At 40.7% G+C, this 12,755-nt stretch carries 11 protein-coding genes; 4 read left to right on the forward strand and 7 right to left on the reverse strand.

The features are described from left to right. Position 1: 1 nt before the first annotated feature. Positions 2-373, reverse strand: coding sequence for a hypothetical protein (locus OSCIL6407_RS0125965; protein WP_007355984.1), 372 nt, complete (start codon positions 371-373; stop codon positions 2-4). A 130-nt stretch (positions 374-503) separates the two neighbouring features. Between OSCIL6407_RS0125965 and OSCIL6407_RS0125970 the strand changes: the two genes are divergently transcribed. Both OSCIL6407_RS0125970 and OSCIL6407_RS0125975 read left to right on the forward strand, forming a co-directional pair. Continuing rightward, positions 504-836, forward strand: coding sequence for a hypothetical protein (locus tag OSCIL6407_RS0125970; RefSeq protein WP_007355983.1), 333 nt, complete (start codon positions 504-506; stop codon positions 834-836). Positions 837-840: 4 nt separating this feature from the next. Further along, positions 841-2,250: a hypothetical protein gene (locus tag OSCIL6407_RS0125975; protein WP_007355982.1), complete on the forward strand. Its 1,410-nt coding sequence runs from the start codon at positions 841-843 to the stop codon at positions 2,248-2,250. Positions 2,251-2,343: 93 nt separating this feature from the next. Here OSCIL6407_RS0125975 and OSCIL6407_RS0125980 read toward each other — a convergent pair whose 3' ends face one another. The 6 genes from OSCIL6407_RS0125980 to OSCIL6407_RS0126010 form a co-directional block, all read right to left on the reverse strand. After that, the gene (locus tag OSCIL6407_RS0125980) at positions 2,344-3,540 is read right to left on the reverse strand and encodes a RusA family crossover junction endodeoxyribonuclease (RefSeq protein WP_019487856.1); all 1,197 of its coding nucleotides are present in this window, start codon (positions 3,538-3,540) and stop codon (positions 2,344-2,346) included. Between the two features lie 304 nt (positions 3,541-3,844). After that, positions 3,845-7,357, reverse strand: coding sequence for a maltose alpha-D-glucosyltransferase (treS, locus tag OSCIL6407_RS0125985; RefSeq protein ID WP_007355980.1), 3,513 nt, complete (start codon positions 7,355-7,357; stop codon positions 3,845-3,847). A 372-nt stretch (positions 7,358-7,729) separates the two neighbouring features. Next, positions 7,730-8,149 carry a hypothetical protein gene (locus OSCIL6407_RS0125995; RefSeq protein ID WP_007355979.1) on the reverse strand — a complete coding sequence of 140 codons (420 nt, stop codon included), beginning with the start codon at positions 8,147-8,149 and terminating at the stop codon, positions 7,730-7,732. A gap of 16 nt (positions 8,150-8,165) precedes the next feature. Continuing rightward, positions 8,166-8,498: a 2Fe-2S iron-sulfur cluster-binding protein gene (locus OSCIL6407_RS0126000; RefSeq protein WP_007355978.1), complete on the reverse strand. Its 333-nt coding sequence runs from the start codon at positions 8,496-8,498 to the stop codon at positions 8,166-8,168. 366 nt (positions 8,499-8,864) lie between these two features. Then, positions 8,865-9,509 (reverse strand): RNA polymerase sigma factor, encoded by a 645-nt coding sequence (locus tag OSCIL6407_RS0126005; protein ID WP_019487857.1) that lies wholly within the window; start codon positions 9,507-9,509, stop codon positions 8,865-8,867. 171 nt (positions 9,510-9,680) lie between these two features. Continuing rightward, positions 9,681-10,442 (reverse strand): pentapeptide repeat-containing protein, encoded by a 762-nt coding sequence (locus tag OSCIL6407_RS0126010; protein WP_007355976.1) that lies wholly within the window; start codon positions 10,440-10,442, stop codon positions 9,681-9,683. A gap of 278 nt (positions 10,443-10,720) precedes the next feature. Here OSCIL6407_RS0126010 and OSCIL6407_RS0126015 point away from each other — a divergent pair, with 278 nt between their 5' ends. Beyond that, positions 10,721-11,584: an ABC transporter permease gene (locus tag OSCIL6407_RS0126015; protein ID WP_007355974.1), complete on the forward strand. Its 864-nt coding sequence runs from the start codon at positions 10,721-10,723 to the stop codon at positions 11,582-11,584. Between the two features lie 78 nt (positions 11,585-11,662). Continuing rightward, entirely contained in the window at positions 11,663-12,547 is an 885-nt protein-coding gene (locus tag OSCIL6407_RS0126020; RefSeq protein ID WP_007355973.1) for an ABC transporter permease, read from the forward strand. The last annotated feature ends 208 nt before the right edge of the window (positions 12,548-12,755 follow it).

A 12,755-nucleotide genomic window follows, 5' to 3' on the forward strand; every position in this document is an offset into this window, starting at 1 on the left:
GTTATTGATAAATTAATGGTACAATTGAAGTAACTTGAGGATTTACATCGAAGTCACCTTCAGGATAAAAATATCGAACAACGATTGCCCCCGGTTTTTCTCCTCCTCTCAATTCTACTTTACGAGAGATGTTTACGCCATATTCATTAGGTTTTCGGTCATCTTCAACTTCCGGTGCATTTAATCCTTCTGCGAATATTTGTAATAGCTTCTCTTTGCCTCCCGCCACTTCGTCAATCCCTAGTATTCTCAAATCTCTTAAGTTGTCTAAAGACCTTCTAGTATTGCTAGGAGTAGAGGTAACGCGACCAAAAAAGAAGTCAAATTTACTGGCTTTGACCGTGAACCCCGCACCTTGAATTACTTCGTCCATTGAGGTCTATAGTTGCCACTCCTGAAAAATTGACACTTAATTATCTCTGATGATATCATGGAATTGTTACGCAAACAATGCCCTAACAAAGCCAAAATTCCTACATCAATGGAGAGGAAACACATTAGCCATGAATGATGACCAAGCTTATATATCAGCTTTCTTACAAGTCTTTGAAACTCAAGCAGACTTATTTGAACAAGTAGGGGCGATCGCAGCTTTAGATGACCTCAACCAGACGATATCCGAAATGGCGGATAAATCTGATGAAGAAGTAGCCGACGCTATTGCTAAATGGTGTGAAGATTATCCCGAAATTAGCAAGGCAATCAATTTAAAAGATAGAAAACCGGAACCAAAACCTAGAAATAAAGAAGGTCAAGAACCAAGGCTAACAAACCTCTATCCACAGTTACCAGAACACCTCAAAAAACGCATTCCCAACTCACAGCCGCCACGCTAATAACATGACTGATAAAATTTCTGCCCCTAACGTTTACTTATACGCTTTTCAACTCTACCATAACAGTGAGGGCAGCAATAATCCTCTGTGGCAAAAATGCGACAATATTCTGCGAAAATTTACCTATAAAAAGCTAACACATCATCTAAAGTCCCCGAAAAGAAGTCATGACCAGTGCGAAGATTTACTTTTAAAGACTCCTCTCGAATTTACCAGAAGTAATCCGCTGATAGAAGGTTTTGCCCAACCGTTACAAATTCAAGACAGTTATGCTTTATGGTTAAATATAGGTTGCCCAGAAGACGGTACTGCTGATAACTTAGATGTCAGCTTCATCAAAGAAATTAACCCGGAAAATATTTTACTTATCGACGGTGACGACAACTTTTTAGGCCAAACTCTCCTACTTACCGGATGGCTTACCGAGAATAACCTACCCGATAATATAGATTACTCTCTACCCTTTGCTGAACTATGCTGCAATCATATAGATTACTTTAAACCCATTGCCAATCAATGTCGCAATGCTTTATTACCAGGCGACTCTACACCTATTTTCTACCGTTCAGGTATATTATTTGGTAGTCCCATTTTTGAATACGGTTTAATTAGCGATATTGCCAATATTGCCAATTACCGCCACCTACTTGTCTGGTTACTTTGCGACAAACAAACTGATAAAGATTTTAACACTTGTCAACAAGAAATCATTGACTTACTATTTTACCGTAACAAAATCATCAAATCCTTTCAAGACAGCCGCAAGATTTACCACGACCTCGTTAAAAACTATGATGAGATAGAGGAAGACATCAAGTATTTACAGCAGCAACTCGCCAAAATTAGGAGTTCATTAACTACCGCTGACTTGGAAACATTGAAACAACAGTTAAAAGTCCTATTGGGCAAAGCTTTGAGTTATACTAGCGTGCTAAGGAAACTAGAAGCTTTTGACAATACAATTGCGATAAATCTTAACAATTACAGTGACATTTTGCAGAAAATATGTGATACACTCAAAACTGATAAGGAAGAACTATCAATATTAAATCACTTCGAGATAAAAACCGCGCCCTATATGCGATCGCAAATCGCGGGTGACTTAGGATACTTCAAACACGGGACAGACTTAATCGAAAGCGCGATCGCCTCCATCCGAGGTATAGTTGAAATAGAACAAGCCAAAAGCGATCGCGCCTTACAAACCAGAGTCACCGTTATCGGTGTAGGCTTAGGAGTATCAGGAGTAGCCGCCACCGCCTACCCCTACTTAATCAAGCAAGACCCGCCAAATCCAATAAACTTTACCCTATCCATCATTATCAGCCTGTGTCTGGGAGTAATAGCCGCCGCCATTGCCTTTACAGCTATTCAAATATGGCCCCATCTATGCCCTAAAAAGCCCCGAAATTAAACATTCAAATATCACACTTAAACTATGATTAAACTCGCAAATAACTAGCCCTTAGTTCCACTGGCTAAAAACTCAACCTTTGATTTTCAAAAATCAATCAACCGGAGTAATCTCTATCCAAACACCAGTTTTGTCAGCCACAGGCACATACTCAACACTTAACTTAGAAACGCAACTAATTCTATCATCCAGAAGTACTCCCGCCCCATTCATAGTTAAAGCATCCAGACACGCACCAGCTAAATTATCCAAATCAGAATTAGTGCGGTGCTTTCCCACAAAACGCATTAAAATCGACGCTCTTTTTATTGGCAATTCTATAGTTAAATTCAACTCAGATAGTTGACTATAAATTTCCACCTCAGCCATATTTCGCCACGTTCGATATCGCTGTGGCATAAATGTCCCATTCCCAGTTACTCGCGGCCGCGCTTTGGGGACAACGTTACCAGGAATAAAAAAGATGATGACTTCCCTAGATTGAGGAATATCAAAAACTTCTAATTTTTTAACATTTACAGTAATTATTTCCGGTGATGCCGATAAATTAACAACCTCTAAATTCTCAATTACTTCAGGGGTTATTATCTGTTTTTCCGATGTAATATTCTCAATTACTCCAGAAGTTATTACTTGTTCTTCCGATGCAGTATCTTCAATTATTTCAGAAGTTATTATAGACTCTTCAGATGCGATATCCTCAATTATTTCAGAAGTTATCATCTGCTCTTCAACTGCGATGTCCTCCATTACTTCAGAAGTTATTATCGGTTCTTCATACACTCTCTCCTCTAATTCTAATTCTTCATCTTCCTCTAGATAATCAATAGATTGCGATCTCTCAAAACTATCCTCCTGACTAGAAACAATAAAATTTTGTACAAAACTTTCCCTTTCAACACTTCGAGGTTTATCTTTCGGTAAACCAGGCCATCCTTTAGCCATTTGCATATAAGTTTCTGCCGTTCTTTGTGACAGATTACAATTAGCTTTTAGCCAAATTTCCCATTGTTCAGGTTGTAATTTTGCCTGAGCTTCCAACAACCACTCCCCAGCGTTGCGAGCGTACAACAGTCCCGCCATTGGAGAAGTCTGACACTGCTCGTGAGCACCCTTAATTTCCGCCCCCAATTCCTGAAGCGTCATCGGTAAAGGGGCAGAATTCATCAGCACTTCTAAGTAACTAGATAAAACTAGCCACAGAGTTTTTGCACCCGCCATTTCTATCTCTTCGCTTACGGAGAAAGGCTTTGTGCTGTTGAGTTGTTTGTTGAGATTGTTAGTTTCCACTTACTTAGATGCTCTTCCCTACTCAAAAATCATGCTTAAACTAAAAATACTGCAACAGAATAGATGCCGAAAGTGCGATCGCACATCAGCAATTATAGCCGAAGGCAGAAGATTTAGTTAACTACAAGGGCAGAAGGTAAAAAGCAATAAAAGCAATGGTTTTCGCAATTAAGAAGGTCAAGAGTCAGTTTTTAGGTATGTTGTAGCCACTTTAGCGCTAAAGCGCAACAACATACCTTTGCTTAATGTGCCAGTTGCCTAAGTCCTGGCTAATTTATTAAGTATACTCTCCTCGCCCTCAAACTCAACCAAGTAACTGTTCAACCGGAAAACCAATCAAATACAAAATTCGCTCGATAGTAATCTCTGCCCAATCTGGGTGGCTATTGAGTTCATTAGCCAATTCATAAACCACTTTTTCCAAAATATAAGCATCCAGTAATACTTGCAGTTCGTCCATAGATTTAGGTACAAAATTTGCATCGCCTGCTGTCATCAAATAACTCTTGAGGAAAGCAACACTAACCCACCCATACCAAAACTTAGCCCATTGATTCATTGTGGGGAGAGTTTCAGCTCGAATTATGCCGTTTTCTATCTCTTTACGGAGGGATAAAGTTGCGGCATAGTTGAAAGATTGCACCATCCCTGCAACATCTCGCAAAGGTGAGCGCTTCATGCGCCGCTCGCTCAAAGGACGCGCCGGTTCTCCTTCAAAATCAATAATGATAAAATCTTTGCCTGTATAGAGCACTTGACCTAAATGGTAATCCCCATGACAGCGAATACGCTGAGCTGTGATTTTAAGGTTCAAAATCGACCTGAATTTTCCGATCAACTGCTCTGGATGACTGAGGATAACTTGTGCCATTTTTTGTCCGTCTGGCGATAACTTTAAAAGCCCTTTTCTTAGTAGCAATAAAGTTCTACCAGTGAGATTTCTCATCTGCTGATAAATGGAACGCTGGTAAAAAGATGTGAAATTTTCTGCGGCAAAACTGGGATTCTCTAAATCCGAAGCTAAAGTTAAATGCAGTTCCGCCGTCCGCTGACCCAAAAGTTCGGCAGATGTTAAATAAGCGCCGATAAGTTCGTGAGCCAATTCTGGCATTTCAACTGATAGATTAGATACCAGCGAATTTGATGGCTGTTGCACTGGTAAGGGTAAAGCAGTGGGTAAATAACTGTCACCATAACCTGATGAATTGTCGTTAGAATGCTTTGCACCTACGACCATTACTTCCTCGAAATAGTGACTTAAGCTATCCAATGTATAAGACCAAGCATCCCTAGCTTCGGGAATAAACTTGTGCAATATTCCAATTGTAATCGATTCGCTTCCTGGGCGGCGGTACTCTAAGGCTCCTGCAACTGGGATATATGGTTGGAGCGGGTTTTTATCAGTTAAGAATTGCCCAATTTCTAGGTCGGGATTGATACCTTCCTCAACTTTGCGGAACAATTTAAGGATTAAGCGATCGCCGTAAACTACTGAAGTATTGCTTTTTTCTCCCTTAATCAAGCGGGGTTCAACGTGCGATAAGTCTTCTTCCGGGGTTAATTCCTTGGTAATCGTTGCTAGCAATTTACCAGCAGTGCCCGTATATTGACGGGAATTGGCGATCGCATCCAAGGGAAAGCTCAAAAAGTCTTTCTCTCCCCCAGCGTCAAATAGCACGCCAATTTCATCATTTTTGCCGATAAACTTGAGCTCTGCGATCGCCTGTGCAGAATGAAGGCTTTGTGATGGCTGGTTTTGTTTATAATTTGTGACGTTACCATCAGCCAATATCTCCCCACTATCCCCAACACTACTAATTTTTTCGTAGCCTAGAGGTAGCACATAAGTTTCGGCCATTCCTTCGGTGTAATCTACTTTTAAAAATACCAGATAATAGGTATTAATAGATTGTTTTTGAGCCGCTATTGATGATGACCCCAAATTTTCGCCAGCAAATCCAGAGGAACTTATCGGAATAACTTCTGTAATTTGTACCGCTTGAATTGTCCGATCTTTACCACCAAACCAACGAAAGCTACGTAAGTATTTAGGTAAAATAGTAGCAATTTGGACTCTGGATTTGTTATTGGGATTAAAAATACTTTCCCAATTACCACTAATAGTCAAAGTCGGCAGTTTTACTTGCGGTAATTGCTGTGGATAAACATCCGGTTTAAGTGCGATCGTAAACCAATAAAACGAGTGAGGAGTGAGACTGAGAAAGTAAGGATAATCGCCAATAGTGGGAAATTCAGAGCGACCAAAAATCTCAATTGGCACTGAACCTTTGAAGGGCGAGAGGTCTAATTCAACTGTTTGCACAAAGCGCGACAAATTCGCTACAACCAGGATATGTTCTCCATCGTAAATCCGCATAAAAGCCAAGACTTTGCGGTTTTCGGGATACAGAAATTCAAAGGTTCCGCGACCAAATGCTTGGAAGTGCTGCCTAATTCCAATTAAGCGTTTCATCCACCACCACAGCGAATTTAGGTTAGATCGTTGCGCTTCTACATTAATGGCTTCATAGTGATATTCTGGGTCAAGAATTGGCGGTGCGTATAGCTTTTGAGGGTTTGCCCGACTAAAGCCCGCATTGCGATCGCCACTCCATTGCATCGGAGTTCTTACCCCATTGCGATCGCCTAAATAAATATTGTCTCCCATCCCAATTTCATCCCCGTAATACAGCACGGGAGTACCAGGGAGAGAAAGTAAAAGAGCATTCATTAACTCAATGCGGCGGCGGTTATTTCCCATTAAAGGAGCTAACCGACGGCGGATACCTAAATTAATCCTCGCTTGGGTATCTTGAGCGTAAACTCGGTACATATAATCCCGGTCTTCATCGCTCACCATTTCTAAGGTTAATTCATCATGATTGCGGAGGAATAAAGCCCACTGACAGTTATCAGGAATGTGAGGAGTTTGCTGAATAATATCAATAATTGGGAAGCTATCTTCCATCTGCAACGACATGAATAAGCGGGGCATTAGAGGAAAATGAAAGTTCATGTGACATTCATCTCCCTGAGCATAATATTGCACCGCATCTTCCGGCCACTGATTAGCCTCAGCAAGTAGCATTCGATTCGGGAAATTTTCGTCTACGTGCTTCCGTAATTGTTTTAGGAAAAAGTGCGTTTCTGAAAGGTTTTCACAATTAGTACCATCCCGCTCGTACAGATAAGGAACGGCATCCATCCGTAGCCCATCTACACCCATAGCTAACCAGAAATCGACAGTATCTAAAATTGCTTGGCGCACCGCTGGATTGTCATAATTTAAATCAGGTTGATGGGAGTAAAATCTATGCCAATAGTAAGATTTTGCCACCGCATCCCAAGCCCAGTTTGAAGTCTCAAAATCTTGGAAAATAATCCGTGCATCTTGATATTTTTCGGGTGTATCGCTCCAAACGTAAAAATCTCGCTCCTTGCTGCCTTTCGGCGCTCTCCGCGCCTTTTGAAACCAGGGATGCTGGTCAGAAGTATGATTGACAATTAACTCAATAATTACTCGAATTCCCCGCTGGTGAGCGGCATCTAAAAGGTTTTGAAAATCTTCCAAATTGCCATAAATTGGGTTGACGCTAGTGTAGTCTGAAGTATCATAGCCATCGTCTCGCAACGGCGAGGGAAAGAAAGGCAGCACCCAGATAGCTGTCACTCCCAAATCTTGCAAGTAATCTAGTTTTTCTGTCAATCCCCGAAAGTCGCCAATACCGTCAGCATTGCTGTCAGCAAAGGCACGAACAGGCACTTCGTAAATGATGGCATCTTTAAACCACAAAGGATCGTCATTCAAAATTGACATTTTTGGTAATTGGTAATTGGTAATTGGTAACTGGTAATTAGCGATTGCCGCTGATTGTAGATAGTACAGATATGGGTAAAATTACACCCAAGTTGAGTTAATTATACCTGTTAATAGCTAGCTGTCAAAAATCTAACGCTCAGCTTAAGTAAACTCAATTTTATACTATACTTGCTGTTTTCAAAATAGCTAAAATGCTAAATTTTATTATCTGTCTTAAGTAAGATAAACACCCCTTTATTTACAAAACTCAAAAATTAGTATTCGCTGATACAGCAAAAGTGGAGATTTTACTCTTGCCTGTAGTTGTTGCCAAAAGCAGAACAAATATTAAAACCAAAATCAAAAATCAAAAATCTGCCAATCCTGATTTTAATAATCGAGTCCCTGTTTAATCCAGTTGAGGCAATCGCCTTCAGATAAAAATATTTTGGGAGCAGCAATATTGTTTAACTTACTTGGTGGATAATGATCGTAGAAATATTTACCAGCTTCTTGATAAACAATAATTAAATTGTCCCGATAAGTATACCGACACTTAAAATAATCATCCTGAGCGGCAATATCTGAATTTTCATCAAGATGCTCTTTGGCCACTTCAATTATTCCCTCTACGGTATTCGCACAAATCCCAGCAGGATTTTCCAATTTGTGCAATTTACCTTTATGACCTAATTCAGAAAGTAAGGTATAAGAATAAATATCTTTGCTCTCAACTATAGTCAAAATAAAAGGTACGATTAGATGCCCATTATAGGAAACAGACTTTTCGTAAAGAAAGCGCTTTACCATGACTTAATCATTCAGCTTAACCCAGATTTTGCTGATAATAAAGAGATGATTGATATAAAACTTGTTCTTGATGAGTAAGCAATGTACAATCAGATAGCGGGTAAGCTACACAAGTAACAGTATAACCTGCATTTAATTCCGACGGTCGCAGAAATTTTTGCTCGCTTTGATCGACTTCGCCGCTTACCAGTTTAGCAATACAAGCCGAACATTCCCCTTGTTTGCATCCAGAAGGCAGCCGAAGACCAGCTTCTTCTGCCATATCTAGAATATACTGGTCATCTGGTACTGGAATTGTCCGATCTAGTGCGATCGCAGGATTCACTAACCGAACTTGATAAACTGCCATTTGTGCTCCTAATAAGAAGAAGGAAGAAGGAAGAAGGATTTAGTTATCTAGGAGAGAAGGAAGAAGGAAGAAGGAAGCAGTAAAAAATACTTATTGTTGTAGCAAGCTTTTTATTTATCTTATTTTACTTTAAATTAGGTGAGTTTACTTATTAATATTCCTCTTGTTTAACTAAGATAAAGTCTAGATTGCTAATGGCTGATTGTTAATACCTAACAACTAAATCCTGTAGATTTGGCATTACCATAGTACTTTAAAATTTGGTGAGATAAAACCTCCTGATTAGCCATTAGCAATTAGCCATTACCCATTAGCCATTAGCAATTACCCATTAGCCATTAGCAATTACCCATTAGCCATTAGCAATTACCCATTACCCATTACCATCAAATCCTCCTCAAAGTAAATAGCGCGAATATCCTCCGGCAAATTTCCCTCTAAACTTTGATACCCCTTTTGCAACAAAGCTTTCACCTGAGCGGGAGAAATTGCTTCGCCCTCTGCTTGCAAATAAGCCGCAATTCGCGTCTCGCTCCAACGGAAAGTCTGAGCCATTAAAACAGTTAATCTTAGCAACGGAGCTAACTGTTCTAATGCCTGTCCGACGTAACACCAAAGCGGCGGTGGAGCCGATAGTAAAGAGTAATGAATCGATTCCACTGACGGTAAATCGGTCTGATTAATACAAATAGCTGTTACATTAATCAGCCAATTCTGAAGAGTAATATTCTCCCCTCCCTCTTCTGGGCTTTCACGGCGCAAATCTAGGCCACGCAATTCGTAGTAAATATGCCGCCAAGTCCTAGCAAATAGGTAATCAGCCTGCACTGGCGATCGCACTGAATGCCGAATCAGCGTGTAGACAATTTGAGCGTATCGACAAAAAATCGCCGTGAAAAATTTTCCCTGATCGGGATGATTTTGAAACAGAGTCAGCAACTCCTGGTCGCTGTTATGAAACAGCGATTTGACAATCGGATGGTTGGATTCAGGAAATTGAGGCGTTTGCACAATTTTTCTGCACTAGCTGAGCTAAAAAACGCTGATGCACTAGACATAATACATCATCCTTTAGACTTGTGGCAAACATCCTAGTCAGAATTTTGTAGAGAGGGTATTGCTTACCAAAAAAGCTAGAAACTCAAAACCCGCCGCAGCGGGTTTGAATGTGAAGTAGAGATATTAATCGGAATTCCAAGCTTGCGGGTCATTTTCTACCTGCACCGAGCGATTGCTACGGTTAAAGTAAATTCTGATCGTATTCGTGCGACCCCGCCCCAAATCGAGTTTGCCAGATTTCCAAGGCTTATACCCAGATTGGCTACCAAAGAAACTAACTCTATAAGTTGTAGCTGGCAGATAAATCCTTTCCTTAGAATTATTGCCGCTTAATCTAATTTGTTGTCTCTTGCCATCTCCTTCAATTTGAATCCTGACCTCATCATTACTGCGAGAAATGAACTCCACCGCTACCCTTTCATTATCATTGCGTTCCCGATCGTTGTCGCGCCCTCGGTTATCACCTGGCAAACCGGTATCTTTAACGTTTGCCCCTCTTAAATCGGTTCCCTGGAAGTTGACACCTCTGACCTCAGCTCGTTCCAAGTCAGCATTCCTTAAGTTAGCATCACTCAAGTTGGCATTCCTCAAATTAGACCTACTCAAATCTGCATCTCTTAAATCAGCTCCTCGGAGGTCAGCATTGCTTAAGTCGGCATTTCTAAGAGCAGCGCCTCGCAGGTTCGCACCTCTGAGGTTGGCATTTCTGAGGTCTGCTCCTTGCAGGTTCGCATTTCTAAGATTAGCATCTCTGAGGTCGCACCGAGAGCACTGACCAGTTTCTTTTAGTTTCTCGACATCTCGGCGATTTGCGGACTGAACTGGCATCGCTAGGCTGAGTGCGATCGCCAGCGTTGCAAATCCTAAAATAGGTTTGATCTTCATCTTACTGGACTCGAAATTTATTAATATTTCAGACTATGAGACGTTCGATTGGAGTGAAAAGATTCCTGCCCATCGAAAAGTATCATTAGGTATAGACTAGCCTCTAAAATAGATTTTAGCTTAAACGAGTAACTTTTGACTTCTTCTATCTGGATTATTCTATCCGGTAAAGCCAAAGTACTCAAAACCAGGCATTTATATCCTCAAACTCAGGAAAGAAATGCTCTAGGAGCCATTTTTTCTTACTTTTTAATCTCTCAAGCTTAATTTATCAACAAATGACACTTAAAACCCGGAAACAAACTAATCTTTTACTGCTCTTATTTCCCGGCACATTCTGGCTGGTGACTTTTTTTGTTGTGCCACTGCTGATTGTCTTAAGCTACAGCTTCTTAGAACGTGGCACTTACGGCGGTGTCACCTGGACATTTACACTGGCTAGCTATCAGCGTTTATTAGGCGATAGAAATAGTTATATTTACTTGGGAGTGCTGTGGCGCTCCCTCTGGCTAGCATTTCTTACCACCGCAGCTTGCTTGCTCATTGGCTATCCCCTAGCATTTTTTATTGCCACGCGACGCTCGCCGGGATGGAAAAATGCTTTACTATTGCTAGTAATTATTCCCTTTTGGACTAACTTTCTAGTACGGACTTACGCCTGGATAGTTCTGTTGCAAAGTAAAGGAGTAATTAACGTAGCCCTGCAAAGCCTGCAAATTATCAACGAACCATTAAACTTGCTTTTCACTCCTTTTGCCGTCACAATTGGTTTGATTTATGGCTATCTGCCCTTTATGGTTTTACCATTATATTCTACTATAGAACGTTTCAATTTTACATTAGTAGAAGCCGCCCAAGATTTAGGAGCTAATGACCTTCGCACCTTATGGCGGATCGTATTACCATTAACAAGACGGGGGATTATCGCTGGTTCAATACTGGTGTTTGTCCCGACAGTAGGTGCTTTTATTACACCCGATATTTTAGGCGGTGCTAAAACAATGATGGTAGGAAATCTGATTCAAAATCAATTTCTTAAAGCTCGCGACTGGCCTTTTGGTTCTGCCCTTTCTATGTTATTAATGGTATTAGTCTTAATTCCCATGTTAGTCTATTTCCATCTTTCAGAAGCAGAAAATTAAATAGTACGCGATCGCATATTATCCTAGCATTTTCAGCACTATCGGTCTTTACCATCAGGAACTAGCATCAGTAATTAGATGAATGACAACAAAATAAAATTAGATTTATTGATTCGTTCAATTGGCAAACTTTGGCTTTGGGGGCAAGCAGCATTAGGATTCTCCTTCCTTTACTTGCCAATTCTAATATTAATTATTTACTCCTTCAATACCTCCCGGTCTAATGCCATTTGGCGCGGTTTTACCCTAGACTGGTATCGGAGCTTATTCGCAGGCGCGGGTGTAATCGTACTCGGCTCAGCCCAAGGAACTGCTAACATTAGCGATGCAGGATTATGGGAAGCTGTAAATAATAGCTTGCTAATTGCTGCTATCTCTACCCTGCTAGCGACAATCTTTGGTACGATGATAGCGCTGGCATTGGAGCGCTTTCGCTTTCCTGGTCGCAGAATGTTGGAAGCATTACTTTTTTTGCCGATTATCATTCCTGAGATTACAATGGGCATTTCCTTGCTAGTTTTCTTTACCCTAGTATTTCGGCTAGTAGAAAATCTAATCGGAATTCGCCTTACTCTCGGTTTGCCTACGGTAATTATCGGTCACATTGCCTTTAATATTTCCTTTGTTACTATTACTGTGAGAGCTCGTTTGGCAGAACTAGACCCAGCTTTAGAAGAAGCAGCCTTAGATTTAGGCGCAAATGAATGGCGAACTTTTTGGCGAATCATTTTACCCTTAATCTGGCCTGGTATTTTCAGCGCGGCGCTGTTAGCTTTCACCTTATCTTTAGATGATTTTGTCATCAGTTTCTTTACTAGCGGTGTGGGTTCAACGACCCTACCTTTGTTCGTTTATGGGATGATTAAGTTTACGGTGACACCAGCCATCAATGCAATCTCAACTTTAATGTTGCTAGTTTCTCTATTACTTGTGGTATCATCACTAACTATCCAGAAAAGTTAAAGTAGTTAAAATGAGATAGAAACAATAACACCTTGAGGCACGGATACACAGTTACCTGTTTATTAGTCGGCGGTTGAAACCGCTACTACACAAACAAAGTCCGCCTACGCGGACTAAAGAATACAGGGAGTATTTAAGCTGGATTTGGTATAATTCCTTTTTCCTTCTTCCTTCTTCCTTCTTCCTTCTTCCTTCTTCCTTCTTCCTT

Origin of the sequence: Kamptonema formosum PCC 6407 (genome assembly GCF_000332155.1) — a bacterium.
Taxonomy (GTDB): domain Bacteria; phylum Cyanobacteriota; class Cyanobacteriia; order Cyanobacteriales; family Microcoleaceae; genus Kamptonema; species Kamptonema formosum.